Below are 18,321 nucleotides of genomic sequence, written 5' to 3' on the forward strand. Positions count from 1 at the left end.
GGAAGCCCAGACAAAGGGAGTGAAGTACCATGGCCAGCGGAAGCAATGTCCCGGCGACCATCCCCGCCCTTGGCGGTGAGGCCAGCCTGAACCGCTACCTTGCGGAGATCCGCAAGTTTCCGATCCTTGCGCCCGAGCAGGAATATATGCTCGCGAAGCGCTTTCAGGAGCATGGCGACCCCGAAGCGGCCGCGCAGCTGGTCACCTCGCACCTGCGCCTCGTGGCGAAGATCGCGATGGGCTATCGCGGCTATGGCCTGCCGGTCAGCGAACTGATTTCCGAAGGCAATATCGGCCTGATGCAGGGCGTGAAGAAGTTCGAGCCCGATCGCGGCTTCCGCCTCGCCACCTATGCGATGTGGTGGATCCGCGCCTCGATTCAGGAATTCATCCTGCGCAGCTGGTCGCTCGTGAAGATGGGCACGACCGCAGCACAGAAAAAGCTGTTCTTCAACCTGCGCCGGATGAAGGCCAAGCTCGACGCGTTCGAGGATGGCGACCTCAAACCCGAGGATCTGGCGAAGATCGCCAAGGATCTGGGCGTGACCGAGGAAGAGGTCACGTCGATGAACCGCCGCATGGCGATGGGCGGCGACACGTCGCTCAACGTGCCGATGCGCGAGGATGGCGAGAGCCAGTGGCAGGACTGGCTGCAGGACGACAGCGCGCTGCAGGACGAGGTCGTTGCCGAAGCGCAGGAAGCCGATGTCCGCCACGGCATGCTGATCGAGGCGATGGACGAGCTCAACGAGCGTGAAAAGCACATCCTGACCGAACGCCGCCTGACCGACGATCCCAAGACGCTCGAGGAACTGAGCCAGGTCTATGGCGTCAGCCGCGAACGCGTCCGCCAGATCGAGGTGCGTGCCTTCGAAAAGCTGCAAAAGGCGATGATGCGCCTGGCCGGCGACCGCCGCCTGCTCACCGTCGGCTGAGCGATCGGCCGGGGGACGGGTGGCGCAGGACAATAGCGGAGCGGGCGGATCGCCGCCGGGTGCATCGCGCCCGGTGTCGCCGCTTGGTCCACGTCCGCTGCCCGACCTCGGCCATCTCGATGGAATCGGTATTCAACCCGTGAAACCCGGCAAACCGCGCAGGCCGATCGGCCGCCGCCTCGTCGGCTGGCTGTTCAAGGGCGCGCTCGGCTTCGTGCTGGTGTCGGTCGCGATGGTCACGCTCTATCGCTTCGTCCCGCCGCCCTTCACGCTCACGATGCTGGGCGACGTGTTTTCGGGCCATGGCGTCACCAAGAAATGGGTGCCGCTGTCCCGGATCGACGCCGACATGGCGCGTGCCGCCATCGCGGCCGAGGACGCGCGCTTCTGCAGCCATTCCGGGTTCGATTACAAATCGATCGCCGCTGCAATCGCGCGCAATGCGGAGGGCGGGAAAGTGCTGCGGGGCGGATCAACGATCAGCCAGCAGACCGCGAAGAATGTCTTCCTGTGGCAGGGCGGCGGCTATTTTCGCAAGGCGCTGGAGGCGTGGTTCACCGTCCTGATCGAAGCGATCTGGGGCAAGCGTCGCATCATGGAAGTCTATTTGAACGTCGCCGAAACCGGCATCGGCACCTATGGCGCAGAGGCAGGGGCACGCCGTTATTTCAAGAAAGGCGCGGGCAATCTGACCCGTGCCGAAGCCGCGCGCATCGCTGCCGTGCTGCCGCTGCCCAAGCGCCGGGCCGGCGTCGCTCCGAAAGGCTTCACCCGGCGCTACGGCAATTCGATCGCGGCCCGGATCGGCGTGGTTCAGCGCGACGGCCTCGACGCCTGCCTGCGCTGATCCGGCATCCGCAGCCGCCTGTTTGAGGCGGAAGTGACCCCGGGCCGCGCCCGGGGCCATGCGCGCGCTTACTTCTTGTCCGCCGGGACCGCCTGGTCGATCGCATCGCCGGCCTTTTCTGCGGTGTCGCCAACGGCCTGTGCCGCCTCGGTGATCGCCGCGTCCTTGCGCGTCTCGGAATTGTTGCTGAGGAAATAGAAGGCACCGACCACCACGATCACCAGTGCGATGATGCCCAGGATCAGCCCGCCGCCGCTGCCGCGCCGCTCGATCACCGTGGTGCCGCCTCCGCGCTCGGTCACGCGTTCCGCGGTCACGCCATCGGTGCGCTCGACAATCCGTTCTTCAGCCATGTTTCATCTCCCAACAGGAACATTGGCGGCCCAACGCAGCGGGCAAAGCCATTGTTCCCGTTGTGAAATGTTCAGGCACTTTGATTGGTGCGGTGCCGGCCCGCTCCCCCACCCGGCCACCCAACGACAGTAATTCTATGGGTGGCCGGGTGGGGGAGCGGGTTGGTGCCGCCACAAACGCCCTCAGAACGGCAGCTTGAACCCCGGGGGCAGCGGGATCCCGCTCGACAGCTTCGACATTTCCGCCGACGCCGCTGCATCTGCCTTCGCCCGCGCATCGTTGAGCGCAGCCGCCACCAGATCCTCGACCATCTGCTTCTCGCTCGGCGCGAGCAGCGATTCGTCGATCGTCACGCCGATGATCCGGCCCTTGGCGCTCGCCTTGACCTTGACCAGCCCGCCACCCGACGCGCCTTCGACCTCGATCCCGTCGAGGTTTGCCTGCGCCTTGGTCAGCTCGTTCTGGACGTTCTGCGCCATCGCCATGATGTCTTCGATACTCTTCACCCAAACCTCCTGTGTTCGCGGGTCCAGCCGATCAGCTCGGCATCGGGAAAGGCTTCGAGCGCGGCGGCGACCACCGGCGAGGCGAGCACGGCATCGCGCTCCGCCGCCTCGCGCGCCGCGCGCTCTTCGTTCAACGTCGCTTCGCCCGGTGCGTCGGTCACGCGTAGCGACCAGCGCTTGCCGAGCACGCGTCGCAGCACGCTTTCGAAATCATGCACCAGATCGGCGGGCAGGCCCTGACTGCTGATCTCGACAATCGGTTCGGCGATGCGGATCGGGCGGACCAGGTTGCGCACGCGCGCGGCGAGATGCTCCTCATGCGCCGCCGCCAGCCGCTCGACCAGTTCGGCCATGCTGCGTGGAGCCGGGGCCTCGGCGGGCGCGGCAGGCGTCGCGGCGGGAGCCGACGCACCCATCGGCGCCCCCTCGGCAATCCGCCGCGCCAGTTCGCCCGGATCGGGCAGGGTCGAGGCGTGAATCACCCGCAGCAGCGCCATTTCGCATGCCTCGATCGGCAGCGCGGCACGGATCACCTCGTCATGCCCCTTGAGCAGTAATTGCCACAGCCGGTGCAGCGCCGGGAAGCCGAGCTTCCCCGCCCATTCGGCCAGCGCCGCGCTTTCCTCGCTCGCCTGTCCCGGGATCACCGTGTTGCCGAGCTTCGCCAGCGTCACGCGGTGGACCATTTCCAGCAGCGATTTCAGCACCGCCTGCGGATCGACGCCCAGATCATATTGCCCGCGCAGCGCCGTCAGCGCGCCCGCCGCATCGCCCGCAATGACCAAGCCGAACAGGTCGCGGATCGCATTGCGGTCGGACAGGCCGAGCATGTCGCGCACCGCATCCGCCGTGACCGCCCCGCCCTCCATGCCGGCATGCGCAATCGCCTGGTCGAGGATCGACAGCCCGTCGCGCGCCGACCCTTCCGCTGCGCGCGCGATCATCGCCAGCGCCTCCGGCTCGGCCTGCGCGCCTTCTTTCTCGACCACTTCGCCGAAATGCGCGGCGAGCTTTTCCGCCGGAATGCGTCGCAGGTCGAAGCGCTGGCAGCGCGACAGCACCGTCACCGGCACCTTCTGCACCTCGGTCGTCGCGAACAGGAATTTCACATGTCCCGGCGGCTCTTCCAGAGTCTTCAGAAGCGCGTTGAATGCGTTCTTCGACAGCATGTGCACTTCGTCGATGATGTAAATCTTGTACCGCGCCGACACCGCCGAATAGCGCGACGCATCGATGATATCGCGCACATCGTCGACGCCGGTATGGCTGGCGGCGTCCATCTCGATCACGTCGATATGCCGCCCCTCGGCAATCGCGCGGCACGGTTCGCACACGCCGCACGGATCGATCGTCGGCCCGCCCTGCCCGTCCGGGCCGATACAGTTCAGCGCCTTGGCGATCAGCCGCGCGGTCGACGTCTTGCCGACCCCGCGCACGCCAGTCAGCAGAAACGCATGCGCCAGCCGGTCGCGCCGGATCGCGTTACCCAGCGTCTGCACCATCGCATCCTGTCCGATCAGCTCGGCAAAGGTCTGCGGCCGGTATTTGCGCGCGAGCACGCGATAGACGCTGTCGCGCGGCTGGTGCGGTTCGTCGAGGCCAAGGAATGAATCGGACATTGCGGAAGACCCTAGCGGCTCCGGCCGGTCACGTCATGGGGGGAAGGTGGGAGCCGGGACGACCCGACACGAAAATCGTTACGGCTGCTTCCTTCCGGACCTGACCGGGTTGGCGACGGCATCGTCCGCCCGACTCCCGCGGCGCAGATAGGCGGAAGTGCGCGCGATTGCAATGACTCCGCCGCATGTCGCTGCTAAGCCCCTGTCCGATGCGCATTTTACTGCTGGGCGCCGGGGGGTTCATCGGCCGGCATATCCTGTCCGAATTGCTGGCGAGCGGCCATCAGGTCCGCGCCGTCGCGCGCGATGTCGCGCGGCTGCGCGAGGCGGAGCCGGGCGCGGAGTGGATCGGAATCGACCTCGCCCGCGCCACCGATGCTGAAGGCTGGCGACCGCACCTGTCCGGGATCGACTGTGTCGTCAACGCGGCGGGCGTGCTGCGCGGGCCGGAGATGCAGGCAGTCCATGTCGACATGCCGCGCGCGCTCCATGCCGCGTGCAAAAAGGCTGAGGTGCGCCGCGTCATCCTGATCTCCGCCGTCAGCGCGCGACCCGATGTCGATACCGACTACGCCCGGTCGAAGCTGGCCGGCGAGGCGGCATTGCGTGACTCGGGGCTGCGCTGGACGATTTTCCGCCCGTCTTTGGTGATCGCGGAGGGCAGCTATGGCGGCACCTCGCTGCTGCGCGGCCTCGCCGCTTTGCCCTTCGCACAGCCGCTGGCAGGCGATGGCAACTTCACCTTCTCCCCGATCCATGCCGACGACCTCGCGCGCTCGGTGCGCCTCGCGTGCGAGGATCTGTGGTTTGTCGGCCAGAGCTTCGAACCCGCCGGGCCGGAAACGCTCACCCTGCGCGAATTGATGACGCGCTATCGCCACTGGCTCGGCTTGGGCCCCAGCCGCCTCGTCCGCGTACCGATGCCGGTGATGCGCGCGCTCGGGCGGATTGGCGATCTGGCCGGATCCGGCCCAGTCTCGACCAACAGCCTGACCCAGCTGGTCGCCGGCAACGCCGCCGACGGCGCGGCGTTTGCCCAGGCGGTCGGTTTCCGCCCGCGCAGCGTGGCTCAGGCGATGCGCGACCGCGCCGCCGGGGTGCAGGACCGCTGGCACGCGCGGCAGTTCTTCCTCGCCCCCGCGATCCGCTGGGGCCTCGCGCTGCTGTGGCTCGCCTCGGCGCTGCTCGGCCTGTTCGCCGGGCGCGCGCAGACGCTGGAGTGGCTCGCCGCGATTGGCGCACCCGCGGGCGCCGCACTCCCGCTCCAGATCGGCACCGCTTTGCTCGACCTCGCCATCGCCGCACTCGTGCTGCGCGACCGCACCGCGCGCACCGCGACCGCCGTCCAGTTCGCAGTCGTCAGCGGCTATACGCTCGTCCTCACGCTCGGCCTGCCCGAACTCTGGGCCGATCCGCTCGGGCCGCTGCTCAAGAACCTGCCGATCCTGCTGCTGATCCTCGTCCATGGCGCGATCGGGGACCGGCGATGACCTATCTGCTGGTCAAATGGGTGCATATCCTCAGCTCCACCGTGCTGTTCGGCTTCGGCGCAGGGACGGCCTGGTACCTCTGGAACGCGCACCGCAGCGGCGATCCGGCAACCATCGCCAGCGTCGGAACGATGGTCGTCCGCGCCGACTGGATCTTCACCGGCACCAGCGGCGTGGTTCAGCCGGTCAGCGGGCTGATCCTGCTCCACCTGCTCGGCATCCCGCTCACCGAAAGCTGGGTGCTGGCCAGCGTCGCGCTCTACCTGCTCGCCTTCGCCTGCTGGGTGCCGGTGGTCGGCCTCCAGATCCGCGCCCGCGACCTCGCCCGCGCGGCGTGCGCCAGCGGCCAGCCGCTCGGCCCCGACTATCACCGCGCGATGCGGCTGTGGTTCATCCTCGGCTGGCCCGCCTTCATTGGCCTCACCGCCGTCTTCTGGCTGATGGTCGCCAAGCCGCAATTGTGGTGAGAGGTCAGCTCATGTGGCGACGCGGGTCCATCGCGGCATGGAGGATGCGCACAACGCGAATCCTCCGAGCCTCAATGCGGTAGTAGAGAATGTGGGAACCCGCCGGCCAGCGCCGCAACGCCCGCCGTCCGTAAAACCGTTCAGGGCCAAGCGCTGGATGTTCGCACAGCCTCAAGCATCGCTCACGCATCTCGGCGATATAGGTGTCCGCCTGTTCGACGCCCCATTCGATGGCCGAGTAACGCCAGATTTGCTGAAGATCGACCTCAGCGCGTTTGGCGAATTTCAGCTCGAACGAAATCGCGCGCGTTCCTCGGCAACGATCTGGTCGAACGTCTTATCGCTCAACCCGCTCGCCTCGCCCTCTTCGAGCGCAGCGATCAGCTCGGGACTCGGCTCGCCCTCACCCTGTACGCTCAGATCCGACCGGATCAGATCGCGGACATAATCGCTGATGTCGGCATACAGCCCATCGCGGATGCGCGCATCGACCAGCGGCTTCATATCCTCCGGAAGGGAAATCCGCATTTCGATCATCGAGCAAATCTCCTCCCTGCCGCGCGCCCTGCCAATCACCCGAACAACGCCCCGACCAGCTCCCCGACCTTGGCATGCGCCGCGTTCGCCCTGGCCGATGCCAGCCCCGGCGCGTCGAGGTAGCAGGCGATCAGGATCGGCTTGCGCCCCGGCGGCGTGGCAATCGCGATCGTGTTGAAATAGCCCTCGCCGCTCGTCCCGGTCTTGTCACCCACCCGCCAGCTCTTGGGCAGGCCCGCGCGCAGCCGGTCCTTGCCGGTCGGCGATGCTTCCATCCAGCCCGTAAGCTTCGCGCGCGACGCCGGCGACAGCACATCGCCCAGCAGCAACCGGTTCATCAGCCACAGCATCGCGTCGGGCGTCGTCGTATCGCGCACCTCGCCATTACGGACATTGTTGAGCGACGGTTCGTCGCGATCCGACCGGGTCAGCTGGTCGCCCGCGTCGCGGATGAACCTGGTCAGCCCGCGCGGCCCCGAAATCTGGCCGAACAACAGGTTGGCGGCGCTGTTGTCGCTCATCACCACGGCGGCTTCGCACAGGGCGTCGATCGACAGCGCGCCCTTGGCAAGGTTTGCCTTCACCACCGGCGCATAATCGAGCAGGTCGGCCTCGCCGAAGCGGATCTCGCGCGTCAGGTCCAGCTCGCCCCGGTCCACCCGCGCCAGCACTGCAGCGACCAGCGGCACCTTGAACGTCGAGCACATGGCAAAGCGCGCCTCGGCCCCGTCCGAATAGCGCCGCCCGGTGCCGCTGTCATACACCGCCAGCCCCAGTCGCCCGCCGGTCTCGGCGCGGATCCGGTCGAACGGTCCGATCTTCTGCGCAAGCGCGGGAGCGGCGGCGAGCGCAGCGGCGCCCGCAATCACGGTGCGGCGAGTCGTCATCATCATCGTCCCTGCATATCGCGATGTTCTGAAGGCAGGCTGACCGTCAGCCCGTCCAGCTCCGGCGTGAGCACGATCTGGCACGACAGCCGGCTGGTCCGCGTCGCCCCGACGGCAAGGTCGAGCATATCCTCTTCCTCCTCGCTCGCACGCGGCAGCCGCGCGAAATCTTCCGCCGACACGATGACGTGACAGGTGGAACAGGCCATCTGCCCCTCGCACGTCCCCTCCAGCGGCATGCCCCGCGCTTGCCCGATTTCGAGCAGCCGGTCGCCCGGCGCGCCTTCGGCCTCGGCCGCAACCGCACCATCGACGGTCAGAAACCGCACCCGGATCATGCCGCAATCCGCTGCGCGCGGGCGGCGGCGTCGATGCGCTGGATCGCGTTCACCAAATCCTCCTCGTTCGTATAGCGACCGAACCCCAACCGGATGCTCGACCGCGCTTCGGCGTCGCTCAGGCCCAGCGCCTGCAGCACATGGCTCGGCCGACCCGATCCGCTGGCACAGGCCGACCCCGCCGAAAAGGCGATGTCGCGCAGCTCGGACATCAATCGCGCGACGTCCAGCCCCGGATAGCGCAGGTTGAGATTGCCGGAATAGCGCGCATCCTGCGACCCGTTGAGCGTCCAGCCCGCGGCATCCAGCGCGCGCAACCCGATGTCGAACAGCCGCGCCGCATGCGCGCGATCCGCTTCGAACCGCTGCCCGGCCAGCGCCGCCGCCGCGCCGAATCCCGCGCACAGGGCCGGCGACAACGTCCCCGAGCGCCCGCCCGGTTCCTGCCCGCCGCCATGCAGCAGCGGCTCCAGCGCGACGCCGTCGCGTATCCACAACGCGCCCACGCCCTTCGGCCCGTGCAGCTTGTGCGCCGACACCGCGACCAGATCGACCCCAGCGGGAATCGCCACGCGGCCATAGCCCTGCACCGCATCGGTCAGCATCAGCGCGCCCGCCGCCCTCGCCAGCTCGGCCAGCGCCGCAACCGGCTGGATCACCCCAATCTCGTTGTTGACCAGCATCGCCGCGACCAGCCCGGTCCCCGGCCCGATCGCGTCGCGCGCGGCATCAAGATCGACCAGCCCGTCCGGCCCAACCGGCAGCACGGTGACCGCGCGCCCGCGCCGCGCCTCTGCTGCCACCGTGTCGAGCACTGCGGCATGTTCGGTCGCGATCGTCACGATCCCGCCGCTGCTGCCCTTGATCGCCCAGTTCAGCGCCTCGGTCGCGCCCGACGTAAAGCTTACGGTCCCGCCAGCGGGCATCAGCCCGGCGACCTGTTCGCGCGCCATCTCGACCGCCGCCTTGGCCTTGCGCCCGGCCGCATGCGCCGAATGCGGATTGGCGAAATTCTCGCGCATCCATGGCGTCATCGCGGCCAGCGCCTCGGGCGCCAGCGGCGTCGTCGCCTGATAATCGAGATAGATCATGCCGCCCGCGCCCGGGCTTCCTCGGCGATCGTCCGCCACAGCGCCGCAAAGGCGTCGACCTCGGCCTCGGTCGTCGACCGCCCGAAACTGACCCGCACCACTTCGCGCAGCGCCGGTTCGTCCCAGCCCATCGCGGTCAGCACATGGCTGGGGCGCAGGCTGCCCGACGCGCACGCGCTGCCCGCCGACACCGAAATACCCGCCAGATCGAACCGGATCAGCTGCGCCGCCGACGATACCCCCGGCATGCGATACGCCCCGATCAGCGGGCTGCGCGGGCTGGCCGCCCCGACCACCTCGACCCCGGGCAACGCCGCCTCCAGCCGCGCGCGCAGCCGCGTCATCGCGGCCATGTCCTCCGGCACCGCCAGCGCGGCGGCATAGCCCAAAGCGCCGGGCAGATTCTCGGTCCCTGCGCGATAGCCCTTTTCCTGCCCCCCGGTCGGGATCAGCTTTGCAAAGTCGCGCACCAGCAGCGAACCGACGCCCGGCGGCCCGCCGCGCTTGTGCGCCGACACCACCACCAGATCGGCCTGCCTGATCGCGGGATCGGCCCCGGCCGGCATCTGCGCCGCATCGACGATCAGCGTCCCGCCCGCCGCGTGCACGATCTCGGCAATCTCCGCGATCGGTTGGCGCACGCCCGTTTCGCTGTTCGCCCATTGCACGCACAAGGCCGTGTCCGGCCCGACCGCCGCCTTCAGCGCGTCGCGATCGATGATACCCTGCGCATCGACCGGCAGCGTTCGCGCCCCCTCCGCCAGCCGCAGCACCGCGTCATGCTCGACCGCCGTGATCAGCGTCGCCCGCGCCATGCTCCGGCGCAGCGCGATGTGCAGCGCCTCGCTCGCCCCGCTGGTGAAGATCAGCTCATGCGCCCAGCCATAGGCGCCCGCCACCGTGCGCCGCGCGGCTTCCAGCGCCGCGCGCGCCGCGCGCCCCTCGGCATGCGGCGATGACGGATTGGCCCAATGTGCCATGCCTTCGAACACCGCGGCCTGCGCCTGTGGCAGCATCGGCGTGGTCGCGGCATGGTCCAGATAGATGCGGTCGGTCAGGAGAATCGTTCCAATTGCTTGTCGGGGCGTGAGGACTATATAGCCTGCACCCGTTTCCGCGCTACCGCGCGCCCATCACAGAGCAGGTCCACTTTGCCCGAAGTCATCATTCCCGGTCCCGAAGGCCGCCTCGAAGGGCGGTTCGCGCCCGCCCCCCGTCCCCGCGCACCGGTCGCGATGATCCTGCATCCGCACCCCAGCGCGGGCGGCACGATGAACAACCGCATCGTGCAGGAACTGTACAAGACCTTCCAGCGCCGCGGCTTCGCCACGCTGCGCTTCAATTTCCGCGGCGTAGGCAAGAGCCAGGGCACGTTCGACAACGGCATCGGCGAGCTGAGCGACGCCGCGAGCGCGCTCGACTGGGTGCAGAGCTTCCACCCCGAAGCATCGACCACCTGGATCGCGGGCGTCAGCTTCGGTGCGTGGATCGGCATGCAGCTGCTGATGCGCCGCCCGGAAATCCGCGGCTTCATCTCGGTCGCGCCGCCCGCGAACATGTACGACTTCACCTTCCTCGCCCCCTGCCCCAGCTCGGGCATCATCATCCAGGGTGAGGGCGACGAGGTCGTGACCCCGGGCGCGGTGCAGAAGCTGGTCGACAAGCTGCGCACGCAAAAGCACATCACGATCCACCACGACACGATTCCCGGCGCCAACCATTTCTTCGAACATGAAATGGACCAGCTGATGCGCAGCGTGGACAATTATCTCGACATGCGCCTCGACCCCAATTCGCCGATCCGGTGATTTAGATCCTCCCCGGAACGGGGAGGGGGACCGCGCCCGCAGGGCGTGGTGGAGGGGGCCCGAGGTAAGGGAAATCCGGTGCCTCGGGCCCCCTCCGTCAGCGCTACGCGCTGCCACCTCCCCGTTCCGGGGAGGATTTTGGCTAGGCTTTCGACGCGTCGCGAAGCATGATCGCCCCATGAAGCAATCCACCGCGATCAAGATCGCCGCCGGCGTCGCCGCTGCCACCATTGGCGGCCTGTTCCTCTATTCCCGCGCGACGCGCCCGCCGGTCATCAACCCGAAGGTGCCGGAACCGGCCAAGCCGGTCGACCTGACCCGCTACGCCGGCACCTGGTACGAACTCGCCCGGCACGAAAATCGCTTTCAGAAGGGCATGGACTCGGTCACCGCCGACTATGGCCTGGAAGCCGAGGGCAAGGTCAGCATCGTCAACAGCGGCATCCGCACCGGCGAAACCGAACGCGACGTCAGCGAGGGCACCGCGATCGTCGCCGACGAGGACACCAACGCCAAGCTCAAAATATCGTTTTTCGGCCCGCTCTACACCGGCGACTATTGGGTGCTCGACCATGGCGACGATTACGACTGGTCGATCGTCGGCGAGCCGTCGGGCCGCTATCTCTGGATCCTCGCCCGCGACCCCCGCCCCGACCCGGCGCTGCTTCAGATGCTGCTGACGCGGGTCGAGGAACTCGGCTATGACCGCTGGGCGCTGCGCATCACGCAGCAGGGGTGAAGATGGACCGCATCGACATCACGGTGACCGGCGGATGCCAGTGCGGCGCGGTCCGCTACCGCGCCACCGCGATGCTCGACAACGCCCATCTCTGCCATTGCCGCATGTGCCAGAAGGCGACCGGCGGCCTGTTCGCGGCGCTGGTCGCCGCCCCCAATGACGCGCTGATCTGGACGCGCGGCACTCCCGCCACCTTCCGCAGCTCCGCACATGTCGATCGCGGGTTCTGCGCCGACTGCGGTACTCCACTCTTCTATCGCGGCGACAGCGGGCGCACCAATCTCACCATCGGATCGCTCGATGCCCCCGCAGCCTTTCCGCCGAAAACGCAAATGGGCAACGAATCGCGCATGCCGTGGTTCGCCGACCTGCCCAGCCTGACGGACGAAGGCGCGACCGAAGATCAGGATCCCGACTGGGCCGCCGCCATCGCGGCCAGCAGCAATCAGGCGCCCGACCGCGACTGCCCCCCTTAAACCGTCCAGATCAGCACATTCCCGACCAGCACTACCGCGCACACGATCATCAGCACGCCCTTGGTGCGGTCGCCCTTGCGGAGCATCGTCACCCCGCCCCACACCAGCACCGCCGCCGCGATCAGCAGCAGCGACAGGGTCATGTTGGCGGCGGGGGACAATTCGGGGCGCATGTCGCCCTCCTGCCGCGCTTTCCCGCGCCCGTCGAGTCGATCCGTGGTTAATGCGATTGACTCGCAACACACCCGCTGCCAAGGGGCGCTGAAAGTTTAGCCTTTCACCGCCCTAGCCAGAAAAGGTTGCGCCGCGCACCGCTGGCCTTTAGCCGAGCCGCCAATGTCCGACCGTAACGCCATCCCCCTCGCCCCGTCCGCCGCGCTCACCGTGGAGACCGTGCTCAGCGTCCGTCACTGGAACGAGCATCTGTTCAGCTTCACCATCACGCGTCCGCAAAGCTTCCGCTTCCGCTCGGGCGAATTCGTGATGCTCGGCCTGCCGGGCGAAGGCCGCCCGCTGCTGCGCGCCTATTCGATCGCCAGCCCCGCCTGGGCCGAGGAACTCGAATTCCTCTCGATCAAGGTGCCCGACGGCCCGCTGACCTCGAAGCTTCAGCTGATCCAGCCGGGCGACCAGCTGTTCCTCGGCCGCAAGCCGACCGGCACGCTCGTCACCGACGCGCTGCTGCCGGGCAAGCGGCTGTTCTTCCTCTCGACCGGCACCGGCCTTGCCCCGTTCCTCAGCCTCGCGCGCGATCCCGACGTCTATGAGATGTTCGATCAGGTCCAGCTGGTCCATTCGGTCCGCCGCGTCAGCGACCTCGCCTTCCGCGAAGAGCTGGAGGCACAGCTCGCCGGCGACCCGCTGGTGCAGGATCAGGCGCTGATCCAGTTCAGCTACCTGCCGACCGTCACGCGCGAACCGTTCCCGACCAATCAGCGGATTGGCACGCTGATCGAAAATGGCGGCCTGTTCGGCCCCAATATGCCGGGCGAAAAGCGCCTGAACCCCGAGACCGACCGCATCATGCTGTGCGGGAGCATGGAGATGATCAAGGATCTCTCCGCGATGCTCGACGGCATGGGGTTCGAGGAAGGCTCGAACAGCAAGCCCGGCCACTACGTCATCGAACGCGCCTTCGTGGGGTGACGATCTCGCTCCCGGCCAGGAGATCGGGCGGGTTCAGGTCGGTACCAGCCCAGCCGTCACCCCCGCGAAAGCGGGGGCCCATCTCCGGTACTGTCCACTTGTCGCACCGGCGCAATGTGGTGATCATCTAGGAGATGGGCCCCCGCTTTCGCGGGGGTGACGATTAGTTGCGCCTCATTCCCGATTGCCCCTGCCCCAATGGTAACGCTATCATCCCGCCCGACATACCATCGGAGAGGACGGCGATGCCCCACATCATCTCGCGGCGCAGCTTCATCGGGACCAGCGGCGCCCTTGCCGCCACGCTGACCACTACCGCCAGCGCCGCATCGCTCCAATCCAGCACCACTGCCCGGCTCAAGGGACTCCCCCTCCCCGCCGGCGTCTGCCTCCCCGCCACGCCGCCGCGCCGCAAGCGCGACGACAGCGTCGGCATCGCGATCGTCGGGCTGGGCGGCTATGCGCTCAACCAGATCATGCCGCGCATCGAACAGGCACAGCGCGCGCACATCAGCGCGCTCGTCTCCGGCAACCCCGAAAAGCTGGCTCAGGTCGGCACCGCCTATGGCGTGCCCGCCGACGCGCGCTACTCCTATGAAGACTTCGACAGGATCGCCGCCGACGACCGGATCGACGCGGTCTACATCATCCTCCCCACCGCCTTCCATGCCGACTTCACGATCCGCGCCTTCGCCGCGGGCAAGCATGTCCTGTGCGAGAAGCCGATGGCACTCTCCAGCGCCGAATGCGAAGCGATGATCGCCGCCGGCCGCCGCGCCAATCGCATGCTGATGATCGCCTATCGCTGTCATTTCGAACCGTACAATGTCGAAGCGATGCGGCTGATGCGCGAACGGGCGGTCGGCGCGATCCGCCTGATCCGCACCGACCAGTCCTATCGCGCCGGTCCCACCACCCCGGCGCAGAACTGGCGCTTCAACCGCGCGCTCGCTGGCGGCGGCCCGCTCGAGGATTACGGCCTCTATGGCGTGCAATCCGCGCTCTATCTCAGCGGCGAGATGCCCGACAGCATCAGCGCCACGACGTTCCAGCCCAAGGGCGACCCGCGCTTCACCGAAATCTTCGCGCATGTCGGCGCGCAATGGACCTTCCCGTCGGGCGCGGTGGCCCAGCTCGCCACCGCCTATGACAGCGCCGGCGCCAATTTCGCCCAGGTGCGCGGCACCGACGGCACCCTCATCATGGACCCCGCCACCAGCTATTCGGGGCAGAGGATGCGGATCGAGGGGCGCAACGCCCGCGACTTCACGCCCGGCGACCCGACTGTTCAGTTCGCCGGCCAGCTCGACCATTTTACCAGCGCCATCCGCGACGGCACCCCGATCCTGACCGACGGCGAGATGGGCCTGCGCGACCTGCGGCTGATCGAGGCGACCTACGCCTCCGCGCGCACCGGGCGCACGGTCAGGCTGGCGCCGGACGGTCGCATGCGGGGTTAAGGCGGCGCCCCCGCCGGGCTTTCACAACCGCGTCACGATGCGCCGCTATCGCGCTCCGATGGCATTGCGCGATACTCGGCAGGGGGGACCATCCGGCGCATTCGGCTCCCCCCGCAACGGCTGTCGGTGAAGAAAGCGCAACGCACCCGTGCTCGCGCCCCCTCCCGCCCCCAACGCTCCCGAATTGCTGGCGGGGGACGCGCGTCTGACCCCCGTGCCGACCACTCTGGCTGCGTCCTATGTCGCGCGTCTGGCCGCCGACGGGACGCGCAACCTGGTGACCAATGCCGCCAGCCTGATGCTGCTGCTGCGCTCGGGCGCCGTCGATCTCCCGGTGAGCGTCGACGATGGCACGCTGGGCCATTCCTATGTCACCAGCCCGCACAGCGCCTATGTTCTCTATGCCCGCGACGAGATCGCGCTGCTCGGCCTCGGGCGGATGCGGCTCGCGGCCGATGCAGTGCTGCGGACGCTGAGCGGCCTGTTGCGCAGCATGCGGCTCAACCGCGCGGTGCATCTCGACAATTGGCTGCTGTCGACCAATCTGCACGGCTGTTGGGACGGCGCCGGCCTTGCCGGGATGCGCCAGCTTCTCGCTGACCGCTTCCCCGATCATTTCCTGATCATCCGCTCGCTCGATCCGTGGACCTGCCCGGCGCTGCTGGACGCCGTCCGCCACGATGGCTGGACCCTGCTGCCCGCACGACAGGTCTGGGTCACCGACGATCTGGCAGGGCAATGGCTGCCCCGCGGTCAGACCCGCGCCGATGCCAAGGCGTTGCGCCGCTCGGGCCTGCACACCGGGCGGGCCGACGCGCTCACCGAACGCGACTGCGCGCGGATCGCCGATCTCTATCGGCAGCTCTATGTCGGGCGCTATTCGGCGATCAATCCGATCTTCACGCCCGACTTCATTCAGGCGGCGGCGGCCATCGGCCTGCTGACCTTCCTCGTCGCGCGCGATGGGCAGGGGCAGATCATGGCCTTCTCCGCACTGCGCAGCGCTGGCGGAGTCGGCACGGTGCCGCTGATGGGCTATGACATGACCCGCCCGCAGGGCGAGGGCCTGTACCGCATCGCCAGCTACATGGCCGCCGATACCGCGATGCGCGCCGGGCTGCGCTTTCACGGATCGGCCGGCGCGGGCGAGTTCAAGCGCAGCCGCGGCGCACACGGGGTGATCGAATATATGGCGGTCGATGCCCGCCACCTCTCCGCCCCCCGCCGCGCGGGCCTCGCGCTGCTGGCCGCCGGGCTGAATGCGTTCATGAAGCCGATGCTGGAGCGCAATGGGTGGTAGCGCGGCGGCGCCACCTCGGGAATGCGCAGACCGCTCCAATCACGCCGAAACTGCCGTGCCAGCTCCCTTGACGCAACACGACCGCGCCTCTAGGTCGCTCCCAACACTCTATCGCTGGAGACTGCCATGCGTGACCAGATCGTCCCCAATCAGGAATCGGCCACTCTCGAAGCACGCGCTCCGGTCGCGTGGTCGGCCCCGACCCTTACCGAACTGCCGATCGCGGAACTGACCCAGGGCGTTGGCGGACCCAATTTCGACGGTGACGCTTCGCCGCTGTCCTGAGCGCAGGGGCGCCTGCGCTGCGCCGTTCCGCTTCTGCCTTACAGGTTGATTTGTGCCGCTGATCGCCGTCGCTGCGCAGCGGGGGGTCGGGCTTGCGCCTGACTTACGCCGACGTCTGACCGGGCCTGCGGTGTTCGATACAGCCGATGCCCGGCTGGTCGAACTTGACCCGGTCGGCGCGCCGCCCGCCCGCCCGTCGCCGCGCCCGCGCACGATCGCGCCGGGCGCCGCCGGGTCGGGGCTGGTCCTTGATGGCTATATCCTCGATGCCGCCGGTCTCGCCGCGATTGCCGGCGAAGATCCGCGCCGGGGCCTTGCTGCCACGCTCGACAGCGGCCTCACCAAATCCGGCGCGGAGTTCCTGTCGCATCTCAACGGCGATTTCGCGCTGATCTGGCATGATGGTCGCGACGGCTCATGCCTGCTCGCCAGCGACATCATGGGCCAGCGTTCGCTTTACTATGCCGAGGCCGGTGGCCGCCTCTACGCCGCGTCCCAGCCCAGCCTGCTGCTCGGCTTTCGCGATGTCCCCGACACGCCCGATGCCGAGGCACTGGCCTATCGGCTCTACGACCTCCAGCATCTTGCGCCCGAACGCACACCGTACCGCCATATCCGTCTGCTGCCGCCCGGACACGCGCTGATCTGGCGCGACGGCACGACCAGCATCCGTCCCTTCTGGTCCCCGATCCCGCGCCGCACGATCCGCTTCCGCCACGACAGCGACTATGTCGATGCCGCCCGCGAGCTGCTCGACCGCGCCGTCGCCGCGCGCGTGCCCGCGCGTGGCTCCTTTCTCTGCCAGCTCAGCGCTGGCCTCGACTCGTCGGCGGTCGCCACATCGGCCGCCCAGCTGGCCGATCGCCCGTTCCACACCATCACGGTCCGCCCCGATCCGACTGCCATCGCCGCGCATGACCCGACCCGCCACTTCGTCGATGCGTGGCAGCGGGTTCAGCCGCTGCTCGCCCGCTATCCCCAGATGACCGGCCATGGCGTCGATGCGCGCTTGCCGGGGCTGGAGGAGGAGGAGATGGGCGGGCTGTTCTGGTCGCGCGACTGGCCAACCGGGTCCTTGCACCACCATGGCTGGCTCTATCCGCCCGTGTGGGATCTGGCGCGGCAGCTCGACACCCACGTCATTCTCAGCGGCAGCGTCGGCAATGCCAGCTTCAGCCATGATGGCCGCTGGGTTCTGGCCGACGCGATCCGTCGCGGCCGGATGCTTCAGGCGCTCGCCTGTCTTAACGGGCCGGAGCGGCGCCGCGATGGCCTGCTGCGTGCGCTGTGGAACAATGGCGTGCGACCGCTGCTCCCCTTCGCCGACCGCCTCGGTCATCGCGCCAGAGCAGGGCTGCCCGCAAACAGCTGGGCCGACTTTGTCAGCGTGCGTCGCGATGTTGCCGACCGGCTCGGCCTTGCCGCCGAGTCGGGCATGCCTCCGGCGCGCACCGGCTCCCGCGATCTCGACCGGCAGATCGCCGCGATCGAGGCGACGCGCATCCGCCACGCGACGCACAGCGCCCTGAAACAGCGTGGCGGGTTCGAAATTCGCGACCCGACTGCCGACCGCGCGCTGCTCGACTTCTGCCTCGCCATCCCGCGCGACCAATATCATCGCAAGGGGATCGACCGTTATCTCGCACGCCGCATGCTCGCCGGTCGCGTCCCGCCAGCGATCGCGAACGAGCGGCGCATCGCCCCGGGCCAGCCCGACTGGTTCGCCTGGGCCGATCGGCGGCGCGACTGGATCGGCGTGGAACTGGCGCGGATCGAGCAATCCCCGCTCGCGTGCGCGGTGCTGGATGTGGCGCGGATGCGGCAGATCTACGACGATTGGCCCGCCTCGGCAGAGGAAGCCGGGCGCCCGCCCCGCGTCCACCAGCTGCGCCATGCGCTCGGCCATGGCCTGCGCGTCGGCCAGATGCTCGCCCGGATCGAGGGGCGCAACGAATAGCGCGCGCGCCGCGAGCCATGCCCGCCGGGCTCAAGCGGCTTCCAATGTTGGAAATTCCCTGATCTAAGCTGGTCGGTGA

Annotated in this window: 22 protein-coding genes and 1 other RNA gene; 12 read left to right on the top strand and 11 right to left on the bottom strand. The window is 68.3% G+C overall.

Annotation, left to right across the window (positions count from 1 at the left end; all coding sequences use genetic code 11):
- Nucleotides 1-29: 29 nt before the first annotated feature.
- Nucleotides 30-935, top strand: coding sequence for an RNA polymerase sigma factor RpoH (gene rpoH, locus J2Y54_RS04150; protein ID WP_310037163.1), 906 nt, complete (start codon nt 30-32; stop codon nt 933-935).
- A 130-nt stretch (nt 936-1,065) separates the two neighbouring features.
- On the top strand, nt 1,066-1,782 hold the full coding sequence (mtgA, locus tag J2Y54_RS04155; protein ID WP_405052896.1) for a monofunctional biosynthetic peptidoglycan transglycosylase: 717 nt from the start codon (nt 1,066-1,068) through the stop codon (nt 1,780-1,782).
- Nucleotides 1,783-1,850: 68 nt separating this feature from the next.
- Here mtgA and J2Y54_RS04160 read toward each other — a convergent pair whose 3' ends face one another.
- The 4 genes from J2Y54_RS04160 to ffs all read right to left on the bottom strand — a co-directional run bounded on the left by J2Y54_RS04160 (nt 1,851) and on the right by ffs (nt 4,402).
- Complete coding sequence (locus tag J2Y54_RS04160; RefSeq protein WP_310037165.1) at nt 1,851-2,135, bottom strand: hypothetical protein; 285 nt, start codon at nt 2,133-2,135, stop codon at nt 1,851-1,853.
- A 183-nt stretch (nt 2,136-2,318) separates the two neighbouring features.
- Entirely contained in the window at nt 2,319-2,642 is a 324-nt protein-coding gene (locus tag J2Y54_RS04165) for a YbaB/EbfC family nucleoid-associated protein (protein WP_066660410.1), read from the bottom strand.
- Nucleotides 2,639-4,261, bottom strand: a complete 1,623-nt coding sequence (locus tag J2Y54_RS04170) for a DNA polymerase III subunit gamma/tau (protein WP_310037168.1) — start codon at nt 4,259-4,261, stop codon at nt 2,639-2,641. The genes J2Y54_RS04165 and J2Y54_RS04170 overlap by 4 nt, the downstream gene beginning before the upstream one ends.
- Before the next feature lie 42 nt (nt 4,262-4,303).
- An RNA gene (gene ffs, locus J2Y54_RS04175) (signal recognition particle sRNA small type) lies at nt 4,304-4,402 on the bottom strand.
- 44 nt (nt 4,403-4,446) lie between these two features.
- Between ffs and J2Y54_RS04180 the strand changes: the two genes are divergently transcribed.
- Nucleotides 4,447-5,751, top strand: coding sequence for a complex I NDUFA9 subunit family protein (locus J2Y54_RS04180; protein ID WP_310037170.1), 1,305 nt, complete (start codon nt 4,447-4,449; stop codon nt 5,749-5,751).
- Complete coding sequence (locus tag J2Y54_RS04185) at nt 5,748-6,218, top strand: DUF2269 domain-containing protein (RefSeq protein ID WP_310037172.1); 471 nt, start codon at nt 5,748-5,750, stop codon at nt 6,216-6,218. The genes J2Y54_RS04180 and J2Y54_RS04185 overlap by 4 nt, the downstream gene beginning before the upstream one ends.
- A gap of 4 nt (nt 6,219-6,222) precedes the next feature.
- On the opposite strand, the gene J2Y54_RS16145 is transcribed toward J2Y54_RS04185, so the two are convergent.
- Genes J2Y54_RS16145 through J2Y54_RS04210 form a run of 6 tightly spaced genes read right to left on the bottom strand, consistent with a single transcriptional unit; the run spans nt 6,223 to nt 10,129 of the window.
- On the bottom strand, nt 6,223-6,519 hold the full coding sequence (locus tag J2Y54_RS16145; RefSeq protein WP_405052897.1) for a type II toxin-antitoxin system RelE/ParE family toxin: 297 nt from the start codon (nt 6,517-6,519) through the stop codon (nt 6,223-6,225).
- Nucleotides 6,504-6,755 (bottom strand): type II toxin-antitoxin system ParD family antitoxin, encoded by a 252-nt coding sequence (locus J2Y54_RS04190; RefSeq protein ID WP_310037174.1) that lies wholly within the window; start codon nt 6,753-6,755, stop codon nt 6,504-6,506. The genes J2Y54_RS16145 and J2Y54_RS04190 overlap by 16 nt, the downstream gene beginning before the upstream one ends.
- Before the next feature lie 35 nt (nt 6,756-6,790).
- Complete coding sequence (gene bla, locus J2Y54_RS04195) at nt 6,791-7,642, bottom strand: class A beta-lactamase (protein WP_310037176.1); 852 nt, start codon at nt 7,640-7,642, stop codon at nt 6,791-6,793.
- A gap of 2 nt (nt 7,643-7,644) precedes the next feature.
- Nucleotides 7,645-7,980: a 2Fe-2S iron-sulfur cluster-binding protein gene (locus J2Y54_RS04200; protein WP_310037178.1), complete on the bottom strand. Its 336-nt coding sequence runs from the start codon at nt 7,978-7,980 to the stop codon at nt 7,645-7,647.
- Nucleotides 7,977-9,071 (bottom strand): cysteine desulfurase family protein, encoded by a 1,095-nt coding sequence (locus tag J2Y54_RS04205; RefSeq protein WP_310037180.1) that lies wholly within the window; start codon nt 9,069-9,071, stop codon nt 7,977-7,979. Before J2Y54_RS04205 ends, J2Y54_RS04200 begins: the two co-directional genes overlap by 4 nt.
- Nucleotides 9,068-10,129 carry an aminotransferase class V-fold PLP-dependent enzyme gene (locus J2Y54_RS04210; RefSeq protein WP_310038458.1) on the bottom strand — a complete coding sequence of 354 codons (1,062 nt, stop codon included), beginning with the start codon at nt 10,127-10,129 and terminating at the stop codon, nt 9,068-9,070. Before J2Y54_RS04210 ends, J2Y54_RS04205 begins: the two co-directional genes overlap by 4 nt.
- A 93-nt stretch (nt 10,130-10,222) precedes the next feature.
- Here J2Y54_RS04210 and J2Y54_RS04215 point away from each other — a divergent pair, with 93 nt between their 5' ends.
- From J2Y54_RS04215 to J2Y54_RS04225, 3 genes are all read left to right on the top strand, one after another.
- On the top strand, nt 10,223-10,879 hold the full coding sequence (locus J2Y54_RS04215) for an alpha/beta hydrolase (protein WP_310037181.1): 657 nt from the start codon (nt 10,223-10,225) through the stop codon (nt 10,877-10,879).
- Between the two features lie 178 nt (nt 10,880-11,057).
- Nucleotides 11,058-11,618: a lipocalin family protein gene (locus J2Y54_RS04220; protein WP_310037184.1), complete on the top strand. Its 561-nt coding sequence runs from the start codon at nt 11,058-11,060 to the stop codon at nt 11,616-11,618.
- A gap of 2 nt (nt 11,619-11,620) precedes the next feature.
- The gene (locus J2Y54_RS04225) at nt 11,621-12,094 is read left to right on the top strand and encodes a GFA family protein (RefSeq protein ID WP_310037185.1); all 474 of its coding nucleotides are present in this window, start codon (nt 11,621-11,623) and stop codon (nt 12,092-12,094) included.
- Here J2Y54_RS04225 and J2Y54_RS04230 read toward each other — a convergent pair.
- On the bottom strand, nt 12,091-12,267 hold the full coding sequence (locus J2Y54_RS04230; protein WP_310037188.1) for a hypothetical protein: 177 nt from the start codon (nt 12,265-12,267) through the stop codon (nt 12,091-12,093). The two genes, J2Y54_RS04225 and J2Y54_RS04230, sit on opposite strands and share 4 nt — an antisense overlap.
- 163 nt (nt 12,268-12,430) lie before the next feature.
- On the opposite strand from J2Y54_RS04230, the gene J2Y54_RS04235 reads away from it, so the two are divergent.
- From J2Y54_RS04235 to J2Y54_RS04255, 5 genes are all read left to right on the top strand, one after another.
- Nucleotides 12,431-13,240 (top strand): ferredoxin--NADP reductase, encoded by an 810-nt coding sequence (locus J2Y54_RS04235; protein WP_310037189.1) that lies wholly within the window; start codon nt 12,431-12,433, stop codon nt 13,238-13,240.
- Nucleotides 13,241-13,485: 245 nt separating this feature from the next.
- Complete coding sequence (locus J2Y54_RS04240) at nt 13,486-14,700, top strand: Gfo/Idh/MocA family oxidoreductase (protein WP_310037190.1); 1,215 nt, start codon at nt 13,486-13,488, stop codon at nt 14,698-14,700.
- A 214-nt stretch (nt 14,701-14,914) separates the two neighbouring features.
- Complete coding sequence (locus tag J2Y54_RS04245; RefSeq protein ID WP_310037191.1) at nt 14,915-16,000, top strand: hypothetical protein; 1,086 nt, start codon at nt 14,915-14,917, stop codon at nt 15,998-16,000.
- Nucleotides 16,001-16,126: 126 nt separating this feature from the next.
- A complete protein-coding gene (locus J2Y54_RS04250; RefSeq protein ID WP_310037193.1) occupies nt 16,127-16,285 on the top strand; it encodes a hypothetical protein in 159 nt (52 codons plus the stop codon).
- Between the two features lie 130 nt (nt 16,286-16,415).
- The gene (locus J2Y54_RS04255) at nt 16,416-18,242 is read left to right on the top strand and encodes an asparagine synthetase B family protein (RefSeq protein WP_310037195.1); all 1,827 of its coding nucleotides are present in this window, start codon (nt 16,416-16,418) and stop codon (nt 18,240-18,242) included.
- Nucleotides 18,243-18,321: the final 79 nt, after the last annotated feature.

The sequence above is a fragment of the Sphingomonas sp. BE123 genome, from assembly GCF_031456015.1.
GTDB lineage: Bacteria > Pseudomonadota > Alphaproteobacteria > Sphingomonadales > Sphingomonadaceae > Sphingomonas.